The 25,579-nt window shown below is 43.2% G+C and carries 11 protein-coding genes and 1 pseudogene; 1 reads left to right on the top strand and 11 read right to left on the bottom strand.

What is annotated here, in order from left to right:
• Positions 1–13: 13 nt before the first annotated feature.
• The 5 genes from GB992_RS08805 to GB992_RS08785 form a co-directional block, all read right to left on the bottom strand.
• Entirely contained in the window at positions 14–565 is a 552-nt protein-coding gene (locus GB992_RS08805) for a ferritin-like domain-containing protein (protein ID WP_161002098.1), read from the bottom strand.
• A gap of 20 nt (positions 566–585) precedes the next feature.
• Complete coding sequence (locus GB992_RS08800) at positions 586–819, bottom strand: heavy-metal-associated domain-containing protein (protein ID WP_161002097.1); 234 nt, start codon at positions 817–819, stop codon at positions 586–588.
• Positions 820–904: 85 nt separating this feature from the next.
• Complete coding sequence (locus GB992_RS08795) at positions 905–2,818, bottom strand: heavy metal translocating P-type ATPase (RefSeq protein WP_161002096.1); 1,914 nt, start codon at positions 2,816–2,818, stop codon at positions 905–907.
• 142 nt (positions 2,819–2,960) lie between these two features.
• On the bottom strand, positions 2,961–7,355 hold the full coding sequence (locus tag GB992_RS08790; RefSeq protein WP_161002095.1) for a lectin-like domain-containing protein: 4,395 nt from the start codon (positions 7,353–7,355) through the stop codon (positions 2,961–2,963).
• A gap of 481 nt (positions 7,356–7,836) precedes the next feature.
• Positions 7,837–16,215: a SpaA isopeptide-forming pilin-related protein gene (locus tag GB992_RS08785; protein ID WP_161002094.1), complete on the bottom strand. Its 8,379-nt coding sequence runs from the start codon at positions 16,213–16,215 to the stop codon at positions 7,837–7,839.
• Between the two features lie 465 nt (positions 16,216–16,680).
• On the opposite strand from GB992_RS08785, the gene GB992_RS08780 reads away from it, so the two are divergent.
• Positions 16,681–17,943: a DUF2075 domain-containing protein gene (locus GB992_RS08780; RefSeq protein ID WP_238331085.1), complete on the top strand. Its 1,263-nt coding sequence runs from the start codon at positions 16,681–16,683 to the stop codon at positions 17,941–17,943.
• A 222-nt stretch (positions 17,944–18,165) separates the two neighbouring features.
• On the opposite strand, the gene GB992_RS08775 is transcribed toward GB992_RS08780, so the two are convergent.
• The 6 genes and pseudogenes from GB992_RS08775 to GB992_RS08750 form a co-directional block, all read right to left on the bottom strand.
• Positions 18,166–19,320, bottom strand: coding sequence for a GGDEF domain-containing protein (locus GB992_RS08775; RefSeq protein ID WP_161002093.1), 1,155 nt, complete (start codon positions 19,318–19,320; stop codon positions 18,166–18,168).
• 62 nt (positions 19,321–19,382) lie between these two features.
• Positions 19,383–20,246 carry a GGDEF domain-containing protein gene (locus tag GB992_RS08770; protein WP_161002092.1) on the bottom strand — a complete coding sequence of 288 codons (864 nt, stop codon included), beginning with the start codon at positions 20,244–20,246 and terminating at the stop codon, positions 19,383–19,385.
• A pseudogene (locus tag GB992_RS08765) lies at positions 20,221–22,373 on the bottom strand (cellulose biosynthesis cyclic di-GMP-binding regulatory protein BcsB). The gene GB992_RS08770 and the pseudogene GB992_RS08765 overlap by 26 nt, the downstream one beginning before the upstream one ends.
• On the bottom strand, positions 22,312–23,565 hold the full coding sequence (locus GB992_RS08760) for a glycosyltransferase (protein ID WP_161002129.1): 1,254 nt from the start codon (positions 23,563–23,565) through the stop codon (positions 22,312–22,314). The pseudogene GB992_RS08765 and the gene GB992_RS08760 overlap by 62 nt, the downstream one beginning before the upstream one ends.
• Before the next feature lie 48 nt (positions 23,566–23,613).
• Positions 23,614–25,203, bottom strand: coding sequence for a hypothetical protein (locus tag GB992_RS08755; protein ID WP_161002091.1), 1,590 nt, complete (start codon positions 25,201–25,203; stop codon positions 23,614–23,616).
• Positions 25,200–25,487: a hypothetical protein gene (locus GB992_RS08750; RefSeq protein WP_488655868.1), complete on the bottom strand. Its 288-nt coding sequence runs from the start codon at positions 25,485–25,487 to the stop codon at positions 25,200–25,202. Before GB992_RS08750 ends, GB992_RS08755 begins: the two co-directional genes overlap by 4 nt.
• Positions 25,488–25,579 lie beyond the last annotated feature (92 nt).

The following is a 25,579-nucleotide window of genomic DNA, read 5'->3' as shown; positions in this document are numbered from 1 at the left end:
TGGTAGTTAATCATTAGTCCCAATCATCACCGTCTTCGTCGTCTAGACCAGTTCTGGCATCGTTCCCCAAAAACGCTTGTAAATCTGCAATCGTTTTTCTGTTTTCAAAAAGCAGCGACGTCAAATATTGCATCAGAGCCGGACGATCTTCTTTTTCCGATAACTTAATTGCACGGCTGACAAATAAATTACTTGTTTCAAAATCATGAATAAATTTATCAACCAACCAAGAAGCATTTTGATACTTATTTTGACCTGCTTCTGTCAGCATCGTGTACTCAGTGAACGCTTTGGTAGTGCTTGGTACGATTTCTCCCTCAGACAATAGGCATTCTCCTAGCTCATCCCGTTGACGTTGCACTGTCACGAGTAGCTGTTTGAATTTTGGCTGCAAGGCGAAACGTTCAGGCCCCTTAACATACCACTTTGCCTGCTGTAGTTTATTTGCTAACACCACTAAGTTAGCGACGATATGGCCTGTCATCGCACCCGCTGTCGGTTTGTGATGATCAATATCTACTTGCTTCAATTCTGCTTGGTAACGATCTTCCACGGTTTCTGTCATATTTCTTGCCTCAATTCACTTTATTGTTGAACTGCCTTCACTTTTACACTTTGGACTTCGTACCCTAATTTTCTAACAACGTTGGCTAATGCATCGCCAGTCACCGAACTTTCATCAAAGTTCAACTTAACTTTAGCCGCGTTGAATAAGACCTTTACATCCTCAACACCAACTTGCTTTTCCAATGCACCTTGAATCTTCTGCATACATGATGGACAGGACAACGCATCTAATTGCAAAATTGCTTTACTCATTTTAATAACCTCCATATTTGTTTGATTGCTTTTATTCTAATGTCTAACCACGCATTAAGAATTGACGCCGATCAAGTTCGCAAAATTAATTTGTCGTGACCGCCGAATTCGTTGGTTCTTCTCGTTTAACCGATGCTTTAATCGTTTTTGGTGCATAACGAATCAACCGCATTGCATTGAAGATAACGACTAGAATGCTGGCTTCGTGGACAAACATACCGCTGGCCATATAAATGTATCCGAAGATTAGACCAATTAATAAGAATGCTACTGTACCAATCGCAATAATAATATTTTCACGCGTATTGCGAACCGTCTTCTTAGCTAACCCATACGCGTGAATTAGTTCACCAAACGAAGATCGCATCAGCACAATATCAGATGTTTCGACGGCCACGTCAGTGCCACCACCCATTGCGATGCCGATGTCTGCCGTTGCAATTGACGGACTATCATTAATGCCATCCCCGACAAACGCCACCTTGTGGTTTTCCTTTTGCAGCTGTTTAACAAACGTGACTTTATCTTCGGGCAATAGGTTGGCGTGGACTTCATCTATGCCAAGCTGGCTACCAACCGCCTGTGCGGTCAGGTCGTTATCACCAGTGAGCATCACGAGTCGTTTGATACCCATCGTCTTTAGCTGGCGAAGATCTTCTTTAACGCCATCACGAATGACATCGGCAATCCCGATAATCGCTTGTAATGTTCCATCAACTGCCACTAAAACCGTTGAGCTGCCCTGATGTTGAATCGACGCTAACAACTGTTGCTGGTCACTATTTAAGATGACCTTTTCAGCAGTCATTAATGTTTGGTTACCCACCGCAACATGATGATCATTAACCTCAGCCGCCATCCCTTGACCCTTAATCGTATTAGTTGCGTTAACAACTAGATCAGTCACTGACAAGTCATGGTTGGTCGCATAATTCACGATTGCACGTCCAAGTGGATGATCTGACTCGCGCTCCATTGCGGCAGCATAGAGCAAAGCGCGGTCATTCCCATACGTTTGAATGCTGGCAACTTCCGTTTTACCTTTCGTCAGCGTACCTGTTTTATCAAACACGAGGGTGTCAACCTTGCTAAACGTATCAACCACTTCGCCACCCTTGATCAGAACACCATTCTTAGCGCCATTACCAATACCAGCTACGTTTGAAACGGGGGCGCCAATTACCAAGGCACCAGGGCATCCAAGGACCAGCACCGTAATCGCGAGTTTGAAATCACGGAAGAATATACCCACTAGCAATGCGAGAAGCAACACGGCCGGTGTGTAATATGTGGCAAAACGGTCAATAAACTTCTCCACATGGGACTTGGTATCTTGTGCATCCTCAACTAATTCAATGATCTTGGCAAATGTAGTATCGTCGCCAACTTTGGTCGCCGTGACTTGAATAGTCCCGTTATCAACCATTGTTCCCGAGTAGACCAATTCACCCGGCCGCTTAGTGACCAATTTTGATTCACCCGTAACGCTGGCCTCATTCAGATAGGCACTGCCGCTGATAATTTTGCCATCCACCGGCACCTGAGCTCCCGTTTTAACCAACACAACGTCGCCTTCGTCAACAAAATCGACATCCGTTTCCTCTATGCTGCCGTCTGTTTGGACAACTTGCGCAGTCGTCGGTGCCATTTCAGTGAGTGACTTGATCGACTTTCGCGTTCGCGCTAACGTTTTCTCTTCTAAGAATGTCCCGAACAAGAATAGAAAAGTCACAATTGCGGATTCATCGAATTCCTGGATGACAAACGCACCAATGACCGCGATGCTCACCAATAATTCAATGCTAATCGTTTTAACCCTCAGTGCCTCCCAGGCCCTGATAATAATCGGTGTCGCCGCAATAATTGAAGCGAGAATAAACGCCGATGTGTCTAACCATGTTTGACCCGTAAAGCGGCCGATGAAACCGAGAATAATTAAACCGGCTGTGGTCGCCGTAATTTGATTCGTGTGATGCTGAATCCAGCGTTGAAATTTCATAACATGCAACTCCTCTTCGTTTGATGATGAATTCAGTATAGGTGGGATTACGCAATAGATAATTGACGGGCATCAAGAACGACAAAAAAGACTAAATCCGAAATTAATCGAATTTAGTCCTTTTAGTCATTCATTTTAATGATTAGTGTTGCTTGCGACGAAGACCGAGCAACGAAAGTAAACCAGTTAATAATGCTAAACCGGTGCCCATCGCTGCTGTTGTGGCAAGTTCGCCAGTATGTGGCAACTCTGCTGCAGCAGGCTGATCAGTTTCGTCAGTAGTTTTCGTGGTTGGTGCAGATGCTTCTTTAACGACAGTCGCTGGTACACTCTGTTGAGCAACTGACGCTACAGTTTCTGTCGTTGTTGCAGGAGCCACTGTGTTCTGAGTGGCAACCGCTGTTGATGTTTGATCAATGGTGTTAGCAACTAAGTGAACCGTCTGTGGTGTGACATCGTTCAGTAAAATCCAGTCACTTTGACCTGGTGCCAAATGATAACCGGCAGGAACCATGTTACCAATGTAAACCCAGTTGCCGGTATAACCCTGAATTTCAGTGGTTGTGATAGTTTGACCATTATCGTCATCCGTCATAATCAATTCGATTGGGTCCCAAGGACGATCTGATGACACAGGCGTTGATGGTTGTGCGGTAGCCGTTGGTGTCAGCACTGGTTGTGCCGGTACGTTTGGCGTTACATTTGCGACCGTTGCTGGTTGTGCAGGTTCAGTCGGTGTCGTTGGTTCAGCCGGCACTTCTGGAGTTTGGGCCGGTGTGATTGGCTGATCAACTGGCGTTGGTGTTTCGGCAACAGTTGCTGGCTGCTCCGGTGTCGTAACTGGCACTTCGGGAGTTGTGGCCCGTTTCTCCGGTGTTGTTGCTGGTGTTTCTGGAGTTGTAGCCGGCTGCTCTGGCGTCGTTACTGGTGTTTTATCACCAGTAACTGGTTGTGCTGGCTTAGTATCTGGGGTTTCAGTGCCGTCACTCGGCTTAATTGGCGTTGTGACAACAGGACGGTCCAAAACTTTAACATACGCCGTAGCATAAACTGGGTCACCGTATTCAAATACAACTTTCTGTTTGTCTGACTTGTAATCAGTAGAGATTCTCCCAGAAACTAGCTTTAGCATGTCAAACGACATTGGAGTGCCCTCGGCCGTAGTACCGCCCACGAAATTATCAGATTCAGTCCAAGTATCCCCAACATAAAGGGTCAAATCTCTCAAATTAATTTCAACAACATGAGTATACACGGTTGTTGACGCCCCATCTTTAGTAGTAATAGTGACCGGATAAATACCTGGTTTAGTGATATCTACCTTGCTCGTATCAACGGATACCGTTTCATATGCAGCATGCTTCAAAGCGGCATCATCAGTTGAGCTGGTTTTTCCTTGACTATCTGTAACGGATACAAAGTTTCGTTCTCCAGTATAGTCCTTATCGTTAACCATAATATCAACGTCTTGACCAGCAACGACACTTTGAAGCACATAATCAAAGGCAATGCTTTGATTTTGCGAATCATTGTATGTGCCTTCCTGCAGATTCTTGCCTTTCAAGACATACTTAACATTATCAACAGAAATCACTTTCGGTGCAGTTACTGAATAGCTACCAAGAACAGTTCCACCATCGATTTGCGTCTCAAACAAGGATTTTTTATTTTCATCCTCGAAAGTTACTTTAAGAGGTGCTGCTTTCGCCTGATATGCAACGTCATGTGACTGTTGTCCTGTCAGTGTATAAGTGTATGAGCTGGGCAATCCATCGTTAAGTTTAACAAAATCAGAAGCAGTCAAATCCTTTTTATTAGTAATTAATTCCTGTTGTAATGAAGGCACGTTAACTGTTACGTTAGACGAAATTTCCGGTCTAATATCGCTCTTTACGTAAGTCATAACACCCAGGCTTGCGCTCGCATCACTTACTACAGTTTTAGAATCAGAATCAACCTTTTTATTCTCATCAACATTTATTGTCGTATTCGTACTTTTGGTGGCGGCAGTGTAATTCAACCTGATAGAAGGTGCAACTTCATATGGCACTTTTACCTCATATGACTTCTGGGGGAGATTTGTACCTACATCTATCTTAGTAAATGAAAGCGAAAGTGGATGTGCATCAACCGGCACGTAACCAGGTATGATTGGCAGAACAATTGGCTTATCTTTCAATCCAAACTGCACTGGTATATTTGCCAACGCCCCTTCAGTATCTAATGAGGTTTGCTTTGGATCATTTACATCAAAAGGAATCACAGTATACGTGACTGTGCTTGGAACGTACCAAACTTTGAATGAATTAAGTTGATCTTTCTGTATTGCAAAAGTTGCTGTATTTCCTTGAAGTGAGTAATCAAATTCTGCACTTGCATCCGAATATTTATCTTTATTAGCGCTCTGTAACAATGTGTAACCTGGAATCTCTGGCATATCTAATGCGCTAGATTGTCCATCTGTAAAAATTTGTTTACCAATGTTAGCGGGGTTTTTACCATCTTCGACACTCATTGGAATTATTTGTAGAAATGTCTTGTTAGGAACATTACGTGCGTACACAAATACAATATCAGGATTCAATACTTTGGCATAGCCGGCTGCATTTTCTACCGTTTGGTCCTCTGCAATGGTCTTGCCATCATTCAAAACATAATTTCTTTCAACAGTGCGATCATAATGAAAACCCTCAATTTCGGGATTAGAGTACGCATATTGATCGCCAATCGAATAGTGATTTGTTACTTCAGGCAGCAAGTCATTTCCGTCTTCATCCTCATACTTAACGTTAATAGCAGCCTTCGACGTGTATGAAAAGCCTTCATACTTCATCCCTTGAATGTTGAAAAAGTTACCAGAAGATGCAGCCATAGCGAATGATAATGGTTCATATCCCCCTTTGCCATCTGAAGTCAGCCAAGGTGTAATATCTAGAGTCCATTCTTTCAATGGTTGATTAGTTGTGTCGTTGTCTGCGACTCCTTGAACACCATACTTCACAGTCATAATATGCTTGAAAACATTGTTTCCAGTCGCATCTACTAATGGATTGCCCTTATCGTCAAACTGTTGTACAGGTGCGTAATCAATTTCAATTGGCACTTCTTTGCCATTAAGTTGAGTAGGTGTGCGAACTAACAGTGCCCCAGCAGACTGGTCAGTTGTAGTATTCACACCAGTTTTAGAGTCAACATATTCACCGCTAGGATCTACGTGCGTTGAAGGCTCGTTAATGTGAATGCCCAACTTAATATCGCCTTCATAATATGGATTATAAACAGTGCCATCAGGTCCACCATATGTTGCCGCTACACCAGATGCATCAGTATGGACAAACGCGCCATAGGCTTCTCCGCCAGATATTTTCTGGCCCGTTCTGTCAAGGGTTGGATCTGGCAAAAAGTCAGAATGAACATCTGTATCGTCACCATTAAAGTAAGTATCTACCTTAAACCCAAATGCATTGGGCAAGTCAGCAATACCAAGAGCTCCACCTTTACCACCAACCTGATCAGTGCCGCCAGGATGGAAAATAAATGAAATACCATCTGCATCAGTCACTTGCCCTGGATTATCAGGATCCGGAGCCGGAGAAGTCATACTGACACCACCAATAACCTTAAAACCAGCAGATGGATCAATTTGGTTTCTTAGAGTAATATTACCTGATTGACTTTTACCATCAGTTAATTGAACAACACCACCAATGTAAGTAGCATCCCCGTTGGTTTTGAAATACTTATCAAAATTATCTGAGTGGATGTTAATAGTCTTGCCATCTGTGTCCACAGAATCGTTAGATTTTACATCATCCGAATTGGTTGAATTGGATATGTTTGATGCAGTTTGAGTGCCGTTAGTCGTTTCAGTTGAGTCTGTTGGATCAGTGGGATCATTCGCCAAAAAATTCAGTGCCGTAGCCTTTTCAATTGATGCAATTTGCGTTGTTCCCTGAGACTTAGTTGATGCTCCGTTCACTGATGTACTAGACTCCACTTGCGATTCTTGGCTGGCCTGCGATGTAACAGACTGTACATTTTGACTAACTTGTGAAGGCTGTGACGCCTGGCTTGCCACAGAGGTTACTGATTGTGCATCTGATTTTACTGAACTTGAGCCATTTGCTGAGTCTTGAGACTGTTGGTCGCTGACCTTTGTATCAGATTTTGCAGCTGAAGCGGTTGAGGTTGTGCCACTTTCGTCTTCATTTGCTGTGCTTTTTGCCGCGCCTGAGTTTGAGGCCACATCGCTTTTGGCAGAACTAGCAACACTTGTAGCTTCACTAGCTGTTGAGGCTTTTTCGCTGCCAACTGATGTTTGCGAAGCCGCAGCACTTGTGGCCTGACTGGCCGGAGCACTAACAGGCTTTTCAATTGGTGCCTGATCTGTCGTCGTTACATCAGCAGCGTGAGCAGTGGTCGTCATTGCGCCCACGCCAAAAAAAGCAAGTGCAACTGCGGCGAATACCCAGTTCTTGCCATCTTTATACATCCGATAATGCAGCTTCGTTTCTGGTTGCATATGTTTATAACTCATTCGTTTAAATACCCCTCAATTTAAAACCCTGTTGTATTTTTACTCACCAATGAATTCTTTGGCGATTAGCTAATCTTGCATGGGAAAGAGGTCTGCGATGGTTGTTTGCAAACAGAGAAAGTCATGCATAATCGATTACATTTATATAATTAAATTGTGTAAGCGTTTTAGTTACTTAACCTTTTAGTAATCAAATTTATTCTGTGGGTATTTATACCATACAAATATTGCTTTTGAAAGGTTGTCAAGTTGCGCTTTTTGCCGCTTTTGGAGCAACCAATATTTCAGTTTTCACTTTTTGCACTACAGCTAAAAAGTGCTTTCATCGCACAGTAGGTGCAATCGTTTTCCTTTAATAGTAATCATTTTTGTAGCTATACCAATTTAGTCAAAAAACATTTAAATAACTAAAATAATTTGTGCGTACAAAAAAAACGATCACGAGTTTCCTCGCAATCGTTTTTTCGTAATACCTATTCGATTAAGCTTCTTGTTTCCGCACATAGTAGGCAAATCCTGCAATAACACTGAGCAGAACTAAACCTAGCATTGCTAGTAATGAAGCTGATTTCTCACCAGTCTCTGGTAATCCAGTCACACCATGTCCTTCTTGTTTAGCAGGTTGACCCGCAGGACGACCGTTGGCAACAAATTTTTGTGATGCTACAGGAGTAACAGCGACAGCCACATAAGAACCATTTTGTGCTGATACAATCGGCGTTTCAGGTTTAGCTGGACGCGCTGGTTGATTTGGCATCGTTGGTGTCATTGGCTTGTTTGGTACGTTTGGCATTACTGGTACGTTCGGTACAGTTGGTGTCGTAGGAACGTTTGGTACTTCAGGGGTCGTTGGTACATTTGGAATGTTTGGTTGACCCGGAGTCGTTGGTACGTTCGGAATATTCGGCACATTCGGCGTTGTTGGTGTATACGGAATGTTTGGTACATTCGGTGTCGTCGGCGTGGTTGGAATATTCGGGATGTTTGGTGTCGTTGGTGGTGTAACTGGTGGCACCTGTACGTCTTGGAACTTAGCCGAGACCGCAACAGGTTCGTCAGTTGCATGATCCAGAACAACAATTTTCAATAACTCAGTGCTCAATTGATAACCAGTTGGGGCGACCGTTTCCTTGAAGTAGTAAGTACCAGGCTTCAAGTCAGTAACGGTTAACGTCCCGTTGGCATCCGTCGTCAAGCCTGTCTTAATAACATTCTTGTCGGCATCGAGCAGTTCAAACGTTGCATTGGCCAACACGTGACCATCCTCGGCAGCGACTTTCGTCAGTTTGATACTGCCTTGGTAATCAATCTGTGAAGCAGTTACGTTACTTTGACCACCACGAGTGATATCCGCAATAACAAACTTCGTTTCGTCAACGTTGTCGTTGATTAGGTAACCATCAGGTGCAGTGATTTCCTTCAAGTAGTACGTACCAGGTGCTAGACCAGTGATGGTGAAGTTACCATTTGCATCAGTAGTGAGCTGGCTAACTTGCTTGCCATCCATTGTGACTTCAATAGTCTTCTTATCACTATCAAGCAATTGGTAAACAGCACCGGCAAGTTTGTCACCCTTACTGTTTGTCTTGGTAAACGTCGTTGAACCCTGGTAGTTCGTTTGATCACCAGCGAATGCAACGGATTCCACGTCACTTGCTGGGAGAATTACAAAGTACAAACGGCTACTGAAGTCACGGTCATCAGGTGCTGAAGTTACGTGGCCATTTTTGTCAACCACCGCAGAGGTGCCATCAACACGTGAGAATTCCAATCCTTGTGGTTTGTCAACAAAGTTTGCACTGCCCAAACCTTTACTCAATTCAGGTTGCAGGTCAGGTGTGTCATCACGCAAAATGTAACCGTCTGCGTGGGCAACTTCTTTGAAATAGTAATTACCAGGTTTCAACCCTTGCAAGAAGATTTGACCATTAACGTTGGTTGTAAATACTGTCGTCCAACCTTTGGCGTCTTCCCCTGCTTTAAAGTAATGAATGTTGTGTTCATTATTTGGATCAATACCATATAATTCTTCGCTACCATCATCTACGACATAGTAGAGGGCGAACTTCGTACCCGGCAACATGACCCGTGTACCAACGTTTGTAACATCTGGTTGACCGTATTTGGTCATCTTAACGGCACCTAACCAATTCACAAACGTTCCTTCATCAAGGGCAACGTCATGATTGCTCTTGTTAATAGAGAAATGAACCAAATTTGAATTCAAAATGTAACCATCTGGTGCTTTCATTTCTCTGAAGTAGTAATCACCGACTGGTAAGAACTCAGTTTTAACCAATCCATCCATACCAGTCGTAATTGTTTGAACAATTTTACCTTCTGAGTTGTAAACGCTGAAAATTGCGCCAGCCAATGGGACCTTAGTATCAGCGGAAACTTTCTTCATAAAGGCATAACCTTGGTAGTCGATTTGGTTAAGAGAAAGTTCAGGCTTTCCATTGATCAAACCTTTTTCATCAACGGTGAAACTAATGACATCTGGATTAAGCATATAACCTTTAGGTGCGGTAATTTCAATAATTGTGTACGTACCAGCGGCTAGCCCTGATAAACTAACTTGACCGTTTACAAACGTGAAAGCTGGTTTTTCACCGGTAGTTGTGTTCAACAAAGTATATTCGGCGCCATCTAGGACGTTCCCTACATGGGTACCATACTTAGTGAAGACAAGCTTGTTTTGGACATTAGTTAATGTGGTATTGGCTGAATCATCTAACCACGTAGCATTTTGACCTTTACGATCAGCGACAACTACTTTGATTGGTGTTGCATCAAGAATGTAACCGGACAGTGTTTGCTTTTCAACAAAGTAGTATGTGCCAGGTTTTAAATTCTTGGTTGTAATCACACCATTTGCGTCAGTGATTAAGTTAGCTTGTTCAACCGTCTTTTGATCTGCGTCTAACAAGTCGAACGTCACACCCTGCAAAGGACCGTTGGCACCAGTCTTCGTCAATTGCGCATGACCTTGGTAATCAATCTGGCTCAGGCTGGCAACAGAAATTTTGCCATCAGCGTCCACCGTGAACGTTAGTGGTGTGTTATTTGTCGCATAACCCATTGGTGCTGTTAGTTCAGTCAGTGTGTAACTGCCTGTCTTCAAACCTGTAAACGTAATTAGTCCGTTTGCATCCGTGGTGAATTGTTTTGATTCACCAGCACCATTTAATTCGTAAACTGCATTGGGACCTTTAGTACCTTTGTCAGAATTCAAGAATTTAGTAAACGTTACTTTGTTTTGGTAGTTCTTGTAAGTTGCTGACAAATCATATAACGATTTGTCGTCACTAGTCACATCCGCACTAATCGTAAATTTGTAAACTTTGGTATCACGAATGTAACCATCTAATGACTGAGTTTCAACAACAGTGTAATCACCGCTGCTCAAATTCTTAAACGTCGCAATTCCGTTTGCATCAGTCGTCGCAGTTTGTGTACTACCATTTCCAGTTAACGTGTAGACAACACCTTCAAGTTTCTTTGAAGCGTTATCTCCGTCAATTTTCGTAATTTGAATCTGACCTCGATAATCAGTCATGGTGAAATAGAATGTACTATCCAGCTTTGCAGAAATAGTGAATTTCTGAATCGTGCTGTTCAAAATGTAACCTGCGGGGGCAGCAACTTCTTGTAGCGTATAGTCGCCGGCCGTCAAATCATCAATGACAATCTGACCGTTACCATCCGTTGTCCAAACATCATTCGATGTCTGTTTGCCGTTTGCATCCGTGGTCAATGTTTTAATAACGTTTCCTGCAGCATCTTTCAAAATGAAAGTTGCACCAACTACTTTACTATTATCGTTACCAACTTTTGTGAGAACAACATGGTCAGTATAGTTAATAACATGATCAGTGTGATCATCTGGATTTTCGTACTTAACGTTATCAAGGCCATCTTTTGAGTTCGTATTCACAGTAAATGACACGATATCAGCATTAGCATCTGGATTGTAGTAACCATTTGGTGAGGTTGCTTCACGAACGCAATAAGTCCAGCCAGCATTTAAACCGGTGAAACGAACTAAGCCGTTTTCATCCGAGTTAGTCTTTGAAACATAAACACTCTTTTTAGCTGCGTCTAAATAGTAAAGATCGAATTCGGCGCTAGCAATCGCTTTGCCTTCAGTACCCACCTTGTGTAATTCGAAGGTGCCTTTACTGTTGCTTTGTGTATCAAAGAAAGCAATCTTTTGTTCGTTTCCAAACGGATCATTTCCATCTGACGCCGGAACTTTGATTTCCTTAGTCTGTGGTGTTGCATCATTCAGAATGTAATCGGTAGGTGCTTGCGTTTCAACGAAACGGTATTGCGCCGGCAGCAAGCCATTAACAACGATTTTTCCATCGTTAGCTTTCTCGCCGTCAACACCAGTAACCAAATTGTCGTATGCCTTACCCTTAGAATCGGAGTAAGTGACCCATTCACCGTTTTTCAAAACTTCTAGTTTGAAATGAGCTCCATTTAAGATGCTTCCTTTGACAGCAGCATCCGTCTTAGTTAACGTTGCTTGACCAAGATGGTTCCAAATATTGCCTAAACGATCTTGATCATTTTTGGTACCTGATAACATAGAAACACTAATTGTACGAGTACCATTCTTTAAATCATCTGGTGTGATGTAATCGGCCGATGGATTAACTTCTTGAATAAAGTACTCAATCGGTGTAACTCCGTCAACATGATAACCAGGAATGTTCTTAAAGGTAACGACACCATTTTCATCAGTCACACCCGTACGCAATAAAGCGCCGCGCGTATGATTAGCATTTTCTTCATATAAGTTGAAGGAAATGCCGGCCAATTTTTGACCGTCTGTCGTTTGCTTGGTTAAAACTAAGTTGTAGAAGTAACCAATCGCTTTTGCTGAACTTTCAGTGACAAAGAAATGATCAGTGTTTTCATCACCAGGTTGGTCTGGTGTAACGTTATCACCGTTTAAAGTGGCACCGTTTGAGAAACGAACTGTTTGACCTTGATCGTCTTTACTAAAGTACAACCTTGATTGGTATTCCAAAACATAAGCGGTACTAATTGCATGGAGAAATTTAATCGTTAATGTTTCTTGACCAGTCACTGTGTCATGACTCAAAACAACTTCATAATCGATGCCCTGTTTCAATTCATTGTTTCTATCAGGTGTCATCTTTGTTTGAGTAAAGGTTTTAGTAACTTCTTTACCATCTTTGTCTGTCACAGTTTTAGTAATGGTTTCCAAGGTCTTTAGATCAGCGGCAACAACTCCATAAATATGAATTGTTGATGGATCAATACGCTGATTAATTGTTGGTGTATCGGTGAATACCGCATTAGTAATTGCTGATTGAGATCGGTTAATATCCACCGTCCAATTGGCACGGTTCGAGCCACTATCTTGATTGTAGTTACCTGTCTTACTAATGTAAGGCTGGCCTTGATATGTTGACGCCTGACCGTGAACGGACAATTTGCCGTCATTATCAATTGGATATGAAGTCAACGCAATGTTGTTATACATATTGTCAACTAGGATGCCTTTAACGTCCGTATCATATTCAACTTGATAGGCTAACTTAACACGTGAATCAGTGCCAGTAACATCTGAAGGCTTAGGTAACGGTGTTGCATCACTCCCAAAGTCAATCACAATTTCAGTTGTGGCATCTTTATAATTACGAAGATTATAAAGTTCGCTGCCTTGATAATTCTGAAAGCCTTGATAAGATGTCGTGCCTGTCATTGGTGTGATTGAACCATCTGCATTAATAATGCCTTCAATAACAAAATCACCAGTGGCCATATCAACATGACCTTTGTAAGCATGAACCGTGTAATACTTCGGATCAGTTTCGCCTGGAATAAAGTATCCCTGTGCGGCGATAGAACCCTGAGTCACCTTGACACTGCCAGGAACAAAATTTTGCTTCTGGTAAATCGGATCAAGCAATTGATAACTCTTGTAATCTTCGGCATTGTAGTTGGAAATTACAGTCCAATGAATCTGTTTTGTTTCAGGATTGTAGATCCCATTTTTACTACCTTGGTATGCTTCATCGTGTGAAGCTTCGAAGTGATTTCCCGCGTGGTCTGTCACCGGATTATTGGTTGTAACGTCTGTCCAAGTTCCCGTTGCATCATTAGTAAAACTAAAATTAGTATTAGGCAACGGTGTCTTGACTCTGGCAACATCATAAACCGTTTTGTAACGTAAAACGAAAGTATCTGATGTAACTTTGTATTTCCCTATAAAAACAACTGTAAATGTCGCGTTAGTACTTTGATCACCAGTTGCAGTCAAAAAGTAATCTGTTCCCTCTACTAATGTGTCACCTGTTGTTTTGTCAACAAGCTGCACCTTAGGCTGATTGGTGGCATTTGGTAAAGTTTCATCGGGGTCAAACGGTAAGCTCAGACCATCATTTGACGCAGTGTCCACTAAAACATAATCTTGCATCTTATAATTACTTTGGTTAATTGTAAGCTTCCAAGTTGCAACCTTAAGCCCACGATCCGGTCCGCCATTTTCAACATCCTTGATTAAGTCGTAACTGTGAGTCGTAACCGGCTTTGGCGTTTGATTATCATAACCGGTAACCTGTGCAGTATTTACAATGTCTTTAACATCAGTTGAGATAACTTTAGATCCTTGCGTGATCTGAGTTTGGTATACCATGTTAACGGCTTTATCAAATCCATCGTTAAACTTAACCGTAAAACCAGATCCATCAGCATTTGGTGTCAACGTGTATAGACTTGGATCAACTTGCTGATTCGTATACTTGAATGGCTGATCAGCATTGTTAGGATCGTATTCCATAATCCACATATGAAATGAATCTTTGACAAACGTTTGAGGTGCGCCAATGACATCAGTATATAAACCTGTGTTGCCGTTTAACGTATCCGTACCGTGGTTATAAGCAACTGTCCAAGTATAGATATGATGTAACTTGTCATAATCAGGATCATTAGGATGATCATTTGTTGCAATTGCTGGATCGTACTTATAGAACAAACCTTCATAATGGGCAATGACACTTGCCGATGCAGGTAAGACATTATCGCCTTGTTCATCGTCACGTTGGTCAACTGTGTTATTTAATGTGGCATCACCCGTTTTAATGTTGCCATGAGTATCTTTGGGCTTAGCGGCATCATTAATGCTGGTTGTGTAAATCAATTCATATGGTGTTGTGATTTGCTTTAAGAAGGTAACTTTACCGGCTGCATCAACCGTGTAATCAGTGCCGGCGACTAACTTTTCACCAAGCTTGTCAGAACCATCATCATTTTTGATGACGTTGCCCTTGAGATCAACTTGAATGGCATAAATCTCAACTGGCTTCTTTGCATTGTCATAAGTTACCTTATCATCAAACTTTTCGGTGATTGTAGCATTGGTCATCGTCTGCATGTTTTTGTTCATATAAACGGACCAAATGATATTGTTGGGATCTAAGTTCTTATCAGGCCGGCCAGTCTTAGAAATACTTTGATCGGTTGTCGGATGAATAACTAAGATATCTTGATCCGTTTGACCAGGCAAATGCAACTTGTCGCCTTGTTGACCTGGATTGGTAATAACTTGGTCATTGAACTTGGCTTTGAAAGAAAGATTCCCTTTCAGTGACTGAACCGGATTATCATCGCCGTCATGTACATGAGGATTAAAAAATGTCAGGGTGATTTTCCCATCCGTTCCTATAGTATAAGTTCCATACGTTGAACTTTTATCGGGTGAATTTGCATTCTGAATGTTACCCGATTGAGCTTCTGTGATTTTATAACCACTTGGCAATTGATAAGTGAACGTATCACCCGTGACCAAATACTTCCAAATGTCATGCTCAATATTGAAGGTCATGAGACCATCTATTCCTGTGGCTAAAGTAATCTGACTTGGTTGAACAGAATGCCCGTCATTATCGTGATAAGTCAGGTTAAATACCGTATTTATTGTGGCAGCCTTCTCATCATTAGTTGCTTTATTACCGTCTTTACCTTGCTCATCAAGAATATATGATCCTAAATCGGGTGCGCCGTCATTAGGATTCTTATTGTCAGCATTGATAGCATTACTGTTTTTGGATGGTTCGTTCGCGGAATTATTCTCGCCGTGGTAATACTTGTCTGTGTAAAAATCTTGTTTGTCCACAACATCAGGTTCAGTTACCGTAGATTTAGTAAATACTTTGTTGTTATCAGGATCGGCATCTGTGTTATCAAAATAGTTGGCTTTATCTACAGTAACCTCGGCGCTATCAACCTTAGTCTGTGACTGTGGCTTTGCCGTTCCTGCGGATGAATCACCCGGACCGCCACCACCAGAACTGGTGTTGTCCGTAACTGGTTGCGGTGTCGAACTGCTATCACTGTTGGCGGAGCTGGTCGAACTATTAGCAGTGTTGTCAGTCTTAGGCGTTGTTTGCGTCTGTGGCGTTTTTACAGCGCTGGTATCCGTATTGGTCTTACCCTCAGGTGGCGTAGTAACACTACTTGAACTCGCATTGTTTGTGCCCGACGTGTCAGTCGAAGAAGGCTTACTAGCGCTTGTTACAGACCCGCTTGAATTGCTAGAAGGGGCGGCTGACTGTGCAGTACTGGAGGCCCCTGAAGCATTACTTGACGAACTAGGTGATCCCGTCGAAGAGTTTGCTTGGTTAGTTACAGCCTCTGTCGTATTCTGTTTGGCGTTACTTGCATCACTAGAAGCCGCGCTCGGTTGACTATCTGCCGTGCTGCTAGTTGTTGCAACCGCTGGCGTCGCATCCGCCTCAGCACTGATTGTTTTGACGGTTGTGACACTGAAAAAGGCGCTTGCAATAACTGCCCCCGCTAACGCGTATAGACGTTTCCTCAAAATAATGTTCCCCCCACGAGTTATAGTTAAATCATTTAGTATGAATAAAAATACGATTAGTCAATGTTTTTACTAGTTATTATTTCAATAGGTAAACTAAAAGTTACAGCGTCATTTATAACATACTTTTTAATGCTTTAAAACCGCGTCACTGTAAGGATTAACGCCCACATTTTCTTTTAATTATTAGACCGTTCCACTTTAGTAATACGTTTTACTTAAAACGTTGTTTATGAAACCCTGTTCTTGTGCAATCGTTTGTCTTCACGACTTATTGTTTTAGCTACTATACCAATTTCTTGTTCAAAAAATTCAATCGCTTACATGTTATTAACCTTAAACAAAATGTAATGATTATATTTCCACATTTGTAATATTTAACTAGTTCACTATCTTCACATTTTTAGCTTTATGAACCGGTTAACCTATTTTCGAACAGTATTTTTCAAAATGGTGTACACTATTATGCAATGTCATCTCTTTATGACTGCTAGGAGGTCGAACGTAATCGTTAAAAATTCTGCCATTCATAAGTTATCACCCTTCAAGTCCTTATCCACCGAGCAGGGTAAACTGAAAACTAAAATCGAGAACTTCTGCAACTCGCATATTCAAGCTGAGGATAACAAACCAGCTATCTTTACAATTCATGGCGACGCCGGCACTGGGAAAAGTGTTGTTTTAAGTCAGCTATTCAATGATATTCAAACCGCTGCGCGCACCGATTCAACCAGTCCATTGTTTGACACGACGAATGTTTTTCTCGTGAATCATCCAGAAATTCTCAAAGTCTATAAAGAACTAGCCGGTCAGCTCCCTAACTTACGGAAAAAGGATTTTGAACGGCCAACTTCGTTTATTAACCGCTCACATAAGAACGGTCACCACAGCGATATCGTCATTATTGACGAAGCTCACTTACTGCTGTCCAAACCAGACAGATACAATAACTTTGATCAGCAAAATCAGCTACTAGAGATTATTAAATTAGCGAAGGTTGTTGTCTTAGTGTTTGATACGTATCAAGTCTTAAAAACCAAAAGCTTTTGGAATGAACAACGTTTGCAACAGCTGATTGCGCCATACCCGCATGCTGATTATCAGCTTCACCAACAATTCCGAATGCACGCAAATCAAGCCGTCGTCGATTGGATTGATAATCTGACATCCCGCCGACTCACACCTGTGCCAGCAAGTACTAAAGACTTCGAATTGCACATATTCGATGACGCCCAGGCGATGTACGACCGTATCAAACAGGATGATCAACGTGTTGGTCTCTCACGAATCGTCGCAACATCCGGCTATCCTTCTAGGCTCGATGGTGGCAAACACTATGTAACAGAAGGACGCTTTAAATTACCGTGGGATCAATATAATTACCAAGCCACTTCATGGGCAGAAAAACCAGAAACCATCGATGAAGTCGGCTCTATTTACACTGTCCAAGGCTTCGACCTTAACTATGTTGGTGTCATCCTCGGTCCGCCGTTTGATTACGATTCAATCACTCAACAAATGACTGTCAACACTAAGCGAGTAACAGATCCCGAGGTCTTCAAACGACGTGATGATTTAACAGACCCGCAAGCAATCCAGCAAATTAAAGAACAGCTAACGTTAAACGTGCTCAATGTGTTAATGAAGCGTGGTGTATACGGTCTTTATATCTACGCGAGTCAGCCTGCACTTCGGCAACGATTGTTGGAATTGGCGGCGTCAAAATAAGCTAAACAAACAAAATAGACGTTTTGCACGCGAAAGTTTGTGCAAAACGTCTATTTTAGTTACATACTGGAGAATCAAATCTAGACTAGATTGTCTGGCAACTTCGTCACAGCAATCGTGGATTCCATACGTTGCTACGCTATCAACTGAAGCATGTCACTGTTGACGGCCACCAGTGCACCACTCCAACACCGTTTACCAAACCGTCGAACCAGAACCCCTCTAGTTCTCTTGCAAATCCGTCGTGATCTCATTTCGGCCACGACCTTTGGACTGATACAACATTCGATCTGCCCGATCATAAAGATGATCAGCCTCATCGTCACCGTTTCTCAGTTGTGCCAAACCAAATGACATCGTAAATTGAATGCGTGAATGCTGGTAGACAACCGTCTTATTCTCAGCATTAACCTGAATTTCGCGGGCTAACATCCGCGCCATTTCCATCGTCATCCCGGTTAGCAACATCTCAAACTCTTCACCACCAACCCGATAAACAGAAATATCTTTGTCATTGCCCACGTATTCTCGAAGCATGGTGCCGACTGTTGTCAGAACGCGATTGCCCCCTAAATGCCCATAGGTGTCGTTAATTCGTTTGAAACGGTCGATATCCATCGCAATGAGAATTAGCTGGTCATTATCCGCACGAGAACTCTTATAAGTATGATTAAACGTTGTCGCAAACGCAGCATAGTTTGCTAGCCCCGTTAGTTCGTCAATGGTTGCTTGGTGAACGCGTTGCACGTATGAGCGATTATCTCGATCCAAAAAGATAATGGCGAAATACAGAACGATATCCATCACCCAAAAGATCGCAATCTGCTCATACATGTCAGACAAGGTGATTTTTTGTTGAATCGGAAAGTGCATCACGTACACCAGTAACCAAAATAGTGGAATGAACACTATGCTGGTCACAATAATCGTCAGCATCCGTGACGTCCACAATCGATGACGAACCACACCAAGCAAACCAATAATGACGGCATAGAAAACCAGAAACAGCAGCGAACGCTCCATCTGTGTACCGCCAATCAGAACGATTCTGGTCAGAAATTGAAGCGCTAACACGATATATGCCGTTTGTTGGCCAATGAAAAAGACAACATACATTAACAACAGCATGCGAATGTTAACAAACGCATAGTTGGGTCCCACATGAATCGTCGCGTATTCGAAATAAATGCCAAGAAGACCAAAGTAAATCACACTGAGCACTTTCAACCGGCCTTGCTGATAATTCAACGAAAATTTAGGATCATGTCCAGGGTGAACCCAGATACGACGGACGAGAATTTGAAACAAGAAGATGATGCCCAGTTCAAAGAACAGTCCCGTCAGCAATGGGTTTAGGTTCCAGTGCGTCAATGTCATTCCCAGATCTCCTTTCTGCTTTAATGTAGCGGTTTTTCATAGTCATATCGTTTCAACACTTATCAGACATCGTACTCTGTTTCCTTAATACCAGCATTCATCATGTCGTAAGGATTGTGCATCGTGTTATCGTCAAACTCAGCTACCCCAATAACAAGCGACAATTCCATCATTTCTAGCGTCTTGGCGCTATTGGCAGCCTTGGTGAAGTTATCGCGAATCCGCTGAGCAGCGATACGTGCCCCAGCTGCATCGGTAAACATCAGTGTTCCCCATGTCGGCGTCACGGTGTCCAAAATGTACCCAATATCATTATCGCGGGTTGATTGCACAATCGTGTCAGACACCAAACGAATCAGTGCATCCATCTGTTCATCGCCCATCATCCGTTCCAGTTCGGAGTAATAACGTACGCGGATAATGATTGTCGTCACCGGAATCTTAAAACGAGTATGCGTTTCAAGGTACACATTAGCGTCTTCGATATAAGAAACTGTGGTTCGCAAGTTCGTTTGGGCATCAAACGCCCCACGCTCAACCATGTCAGTTGTCAATTGCTGATTCTGTTGCTGTAGCCGACGTTGCATCGTGGTCATGCCATAAAAGCTTAGCGACAACAGTAGCGGCATGACTAGCCAAAAGACTAGTGCCAGTTTAACCGTGTGATGCTGAACCAGATTGAGGTACACCATCACTAATCCCTGAATAAACATGAACACAAGATTTAAGGTCAGCCCGGTTGTTAAACTGAAGAAGTACGTCGTCATCACCAATGCGACACTGATGCCCAGATAGAGTGTATTCAGCAATAGGTTGCTTGGCGTCGCTCCAAAAAAGATGGCGGTAATGGCAATCAATCCCAGGAAGGCCAATAAACAAGCATCGGCCATCAAACTGGCGTTATTTGTCTGACGATTGTTTTTCATGAGAACGGCCTCCCTTCCCGATTCGTTGACCGTTCTTCCGGAACATTAGGAACAGCGCATACGCAATGACCACAATCATCAAGAATGCCAAACCAAGGTAAATGGCCAGTGCCGAGTTTTTGTGAATCGTTTGCGTAACAGTCGGTTTAGCTTCAGCATTCTTTTGCTTCTTAAACCGGTAATTGTAGTGATTATTGTCTCGGTCCACCAAAATGGCATCCCCAGTATATTGTTGAATATTGCGCTGGAAGTTAATTTGTGTGGACGCCATCGCGACATCACGACTGTGTGCCGCAGTGACGACGAGCACGCCTAACCGCTTATTCCATGGTGACCGCAAGAGTTGATTCGTGCCCACTGTTTTGCCATAAGCTGACTCAATGCTAAGTTTCTCGTTCGAAAGGAAACCAGTAAACCTTTTGTTGTATTGGAAGTACAATTTGTTATTCAACGACTTAATAAACTTATTGTTTGCCGGTGTGCCAAACGCAATGACGTGGTGCTCGCGAAGAACGCTCTTAGGCGGTGTCTTCGTATAAAACTGAATTGAACCAGTATTACTTTGGGCAAAATTGCCAATCAAATTAAAGATGTTCGTCATTGTGGTAAAATCGCTCGCGCTCAGTGTCTTTGGCCGCACGATAGCTAAATTGTTAAACGACTGATTTTTGATAAATAGACTCGGGTAGTTGCTAAAGAGAATATCCGTAACTGGCTTGGACTTGATGTAAGCCCGCGAGTCCGGTTCCACGAACGCCCATGGTGTCTGCGCATTATCGCTATCGCTTTGATCCTTCATTTCGAGATCGAACGCTACCCGAATGACAAAACTGTTGCCAAGCGATTGTCCGGTTGGCAAGTTAACCGTCAGCTGATCATTGTCGGCATTGGCCGCAGTCAGTTTTTTGCTGCCAATCGGCTTACCGTTCACGTAAACGGTAGCCAGTGAACGCGTGAAATCAAGGTTCTTTGCATACCGGAAGTGCACACGAATTTTGCTCCCGTCCGCATTTGTGCGATCCGTTGGCAAATTAACGAAATAAGTACTCTCCTGATGCTTTGGACCCGTGATTTGATCACCCGTCGACGTTAATTTACGACTGCCTTGATACTGCAGATCGGACGTAAACGTTTGGGTAGCTGCGGAGACGTTTTTAGTATCCGCGCTGGTTTCCTTCATCAACTCGGCGTTAGCAATAAACCGCGCCGCCTTTTCCAGATCTTTGCCGGTTGTAGCGGTGACCAAGAGTACATGCTTATTTCCGTCATAAATTGTTTTAAGTACTGCATGTTTGGCAACATCCTGACGACTCACGGCCGCCTGATATTTCTTTGGCAGATGCTGATAAGTTGCCATGACGATTTGATAGTCAGCTTTCTTAGCCTTACTCGTATCAAACGTAGTCACAGGAATTTGGTTATTCTCGGTAGTAATTACACCCGTGCATAACCAGCTAAAGTGTACATACTGGCCGTTAACTCATCATTAGTCGCCTGCTTTGGCACAGAAATAACCGAGTTGTGGTTCACGATGGTATCCGGCCCACTGAAATGATCGTAGAACGATTTAATGGCCGTTTCCGGATCCTTCAACACATACCGAAAGTTGACGTTGGCACCACTGTACAACGTGAACCAGTTAGCTGGCGTTTGTGCCACTTCGGCCTTACTCCCGTCAGAATTTAAAATCTGACCACTGATCTTAATATTGTTCGTGCCACTGAGCAAACGGGTCGGAATGTCGACACTCTTCGTTTGCAAACCAGACTTATTTTCAGGCCTGAACGAATGAAATTTAACACCATTAATCGAGACAGTAACGTCGGAGGTGTCACCGTTAGTTAACTGGCTAACCTGATAGTTTAGATTCAACGTCGCCTGTTTAACGTCCCAGTAATCCATCTTGATAAAGTACGTATTGGCGGTAATTGAATTACCTGACAACGTTGTGGTGCTGTTTTGAAACGGCTGCGTGTACGTCTGTTCATCAGCAGCCTTTGCCGGCATTATTGTGATGACCAAACTAACCGCGAGCGTGAGTACCAGCCACAGCAACGACAATCCCCTACTGGTACCGCTTTGTTTTATACCATTTCGCTTGTTTATGAAAAACCTGCTCTCTAACATAACCCACCATCCCGTAAGCGGCTACTGCAAGCCACATTTGACTGTATGTGATGTACATCAAAATAATTATGAGAACGTTGCTAAAGTTCATCTCGCCCTTCTCCGTTGTGATTGTAATGTACGTACTGGCAACGAAGAGGACAATTGCCAGCAACCATAATGAATTGCTGAACCCCTGTAAGTTTGAATGAACCTTACCCGCTACCGAGAGGACAAATACGGTGTCGGATAAAACTAACGACGTCATCAGGAGAAAATAAATGGACAAAAAGTACAACAGATCGAAACGAATTGGCCGGCCACGTTTGGTAAATAGCAAATGCGTGTTCTTTAAGATGACGTAGATATTTCCCTTAACCCAGCGCGTTCGTTGATGGAACCACACGGATAACGTTTGTGGCTCCTGCTCCCAAGTAACTGCTTTAGGCTGAAACTTAATGTGAAAGCCCTTCATGTAGATCCGAAAACTGATTTCCGTATCTTCGGCAAGTGCTTTCACATCCCAACCGCCGACTTCTTCCAACAGTGATCGACGAATGACGTAATTGGTTCCCGGAATTGTGCATAAATGAAATAACTGTTGTCGCCCTGCCTGCGCCATCCATTGAAAGGACAATGTCTCAATGTTGATAAAACGCGTAAGTAGTGTTGCATTGCGATTTCGTGTCCGAAACTTGCCAATCACTGCCCCCAGCGTGTCGTCAGCCATTAACTCGGCAACTAGAATTCGAAGTGCACCACTTTCAGGTGTGTTATCCGCATCATAAATGGAAATGACATCACCTTTGGCAGCAGCTAAGCCAATATTCAGGGCGTTAGACTTTCCTTTACCACCATTAGTCTTATCCGTATTGATGACGTGAACCTGACGATGAGGGTACCGCTTTTGCAAGTGGCCCAACAATTCAGCCGAATTATCATCTGAATTGTCGTTGATGATGATGATCTCGTAGCGATCGTGTGGATAATCGAAGTTTAATAGCGACTCAACCGTCTTCACGATAACGATGCCCTCGTTGTGGGCAGGAACCATCACCGACACAAACGGCACATTTTTCGGTAACTCACGCGCAGGTGTTTTCACCTGGCGTAAATAATTGACGTATCCTGCAATGACCAAAATAATATTCACGATTAAAATGGTCCAAATTGCCAAGATCGCAATAAAGAGAAAAATATCGAGAATGTTAATGGTAGTTCCTCCCTTCAAAATGCCAAACTGACTGAGCTGAGTTTGCCGCTACTTCTTTTTAAACATGCGCCAGTAAACCTGACGACCAACAATATAAAATGCCAACAGGACAATCAGTGACACAATCATGAAGAAGAACAGAAAAACGCCATCGACACTGAAGAATGTGTTTAATGCGCCAGTTGGTGTAACTGGTGCTGGCTTAGTCTGCTTTGGCGGATTGTACGTTGGTACCACGGTTAGCTGCCCGTTTAAGTAATAATTGCCATTACGATAGTGCGCCCGCTGGTTGGCAACCGTTGTGGTGCCGCTAAATTTGCCAGCACTTGGATCTAACCAACTGACCTTGGCAGCACTCACGCGTTTGACTAACCCCGTCAAATCCTTTTGGCTATCAGGCATAGTCATCGTAACCGCTGTGGGCGAAGAAAACGAAAGATCTGTTTGTGCTAAGTTGGTCCCATTGTGAACTGTCTCTAACGATTGTTCCTGTAGTCCATAAAATGTTCGTTTGTACACGCCGGCTGTATTATCAGCATCGGCGTTCTTTGTCTCCGATGGATTCTGCGTCAGAATAACATTGTTACTATATGACAATGCGGCGGGTCGATAAACCAAATCCTGATTCCAATAATTGGGCGCACTTAAACCGACTGGAAACACTTGTCGGTCGATAAGCCGCTGAATCTGCGTCTGCATCAGCTGTGTCAGCTGCCCTTGAGTACTGGCCTTGGGGTAATACACAACGGGCGTTCGCAGAAAGACGACCCCGCCATGATTTTCAACCCACTGTAGCTCACTCGTGAACCGTTTGTATGCCGGTAAATCAGTATTAACGGAAATGCTGGTCGTGCTGATGGCAAATGGAATCCCGTTATTCTCTAAATCCGTAGCCATCTTATGCAACAAGTCCATGTTCGTAAACGGCGTCACGTCCGTAATCGTCAGTAACGGCGCATAAGTCGCCGTGTGACCGAAGAAGCGGGCAATTAACCGACTGGCAACAACGAAACTCAGACCATTTGGTGTCAGATAAGGTAGGTACGCGTTGTTTCCATTGATGACGCCGTACGGTACTTTTTGGGCATTTTGACTTTGTGGCACTAAGGTCCCAAATGTCTTCACTGTCGCTAGCGTCTGTGCCGTCACGGCCAAAGACTCACTAAAAGATAATAATTGCCGCGCCGATGACGTGTGATCGCTTAACCAGTACTGCTGGTGATAACGCGGTCGAAGCGCCAAGTCAAGTGACTGCCGTTCATCCGTAGCCATTGACGGCCCAATGTGAAGCTTTAATCCCTTAAACGCGGCCCGATCATGAGCAAAGTGACTTGTTGTCAGCTTAGCCTGCGACCAATTCACCATCGTAATAACAGCTTTAAAATGAAGCCGTTTGATATCACCAGTATGATATTGATCGATGCGAATCGTATGAACTTCAAGGTTCAATGATGTCAGTAATCGCTGCATCGCATCAATTTTTGTTTGGTCACCCTTGGCACGATTTTCGCTATCGTAAGCGAGTAATACACGGGGCGCATGGCTGACTTGGCTAGCAGAAGCCGTTACCGATGCAGATGATAGCAAGCCAAAAATTGTTAATGTGAGCAACAGAATGGCCCCAAACCGTTTTTTCATCGCTGCCCACCCCGCATTTCAAATACATGCCAGAGGCGGTGATTCAACAAGTCTGAGACGAGTAACGCTAATGACAAATCCGTACACAACGGCACCATAAACAGATGCTTCGCCAAATCCGCGTCTCCGTCACCAATCACAGATGCGATAAAGGTCATGAAAATTATTGTCATGTTCGCAATGATGAGTGCCAGTCGAACGACCATTTCCGGATCACCATCACGAATACCGTGATAGGCGCCAAACGCGTACACGCCGATAAAAGCGAAGGCAATTAGGTAGATTGCAAATTTAATCCGAATTTTTGGACAAATTTGTCAGCATGATCTGATAAGGTGTTTGCCAGTCAAGTATTTTAAGTGGTCTCTGATTAATT

Source organism: Furfurilactobacillus milii (assembly GCF_009863985.1).
Taxonomy (GTDB): Bacteria; Bacillota; Bacilli; order Lactobacillales; family Lactobacillaceae; genus Furfurilactobacillus; species Furfurilactobacillus milii_A.
The sequence above is the reverse complement of the archived record's forward strand: the minus strand, read 5'-3'. Positions and strand labels throughout refer to the sequence as shown.

Bases quoted from the DNA above. Each gene is read 5' to 3' on its own strand.
- GB992_RS08805 (WP_161002098.1), bottom strand. From the start codon at position 565: ATGACAGAAACCGTGGAAGATCGTTACCAAGCAGAATTGAAGCAAGTA.
- GB992_RS08800 (WP_161002097.1), bottom strand. From the start codon at position 819: ATGAGTAAAGCAATTTTGCAATTAGATGCGTTGTCCTGTCCATCATGT.
- GB992_RS08795 (WP_161002096.1), bottom strand. From the start codon at position 2,818: ATGAAATTTCAACGCTGGATTCAGCATCACACGAATCAAATTACGGCG.
- GB992_RS08790 (WP_161002095.1), bottom strand. From the start codon at position 7,355: ATGAGTTATAAACATATGCAACCAGAAACGAAGCTGCATTATCGGATG.
- GB992_RS08780 (WP_238331085.1), top strand. From the start codon at position 16,681: ATGCAATGTCATCTCTTTATGACTGCTAGGAGGTCGAACGTAATCGTT.
- GB992_RS08775 (WP_161002093.1), bottom strand. From the start codon at position 19,320: ATGACATTGACGCACTGGAACCTAAACCCATTGCTGACGGGACTGTTC.
- GB992_RS08770 (WP_161002092.1), bottom strand. From the start codon at position 20,246: ATGAAAAACAATCGTCAGACAAATAACGCCAGTTTGATGGCCGATGCT.
- GB992_RS08755 (WP_161002091.1), bottom strand. From the start codon at position 25,203: ATGAAAAAACGGTTTGGGGCCATTCTGTTGCTCACATTAACAATTTTT.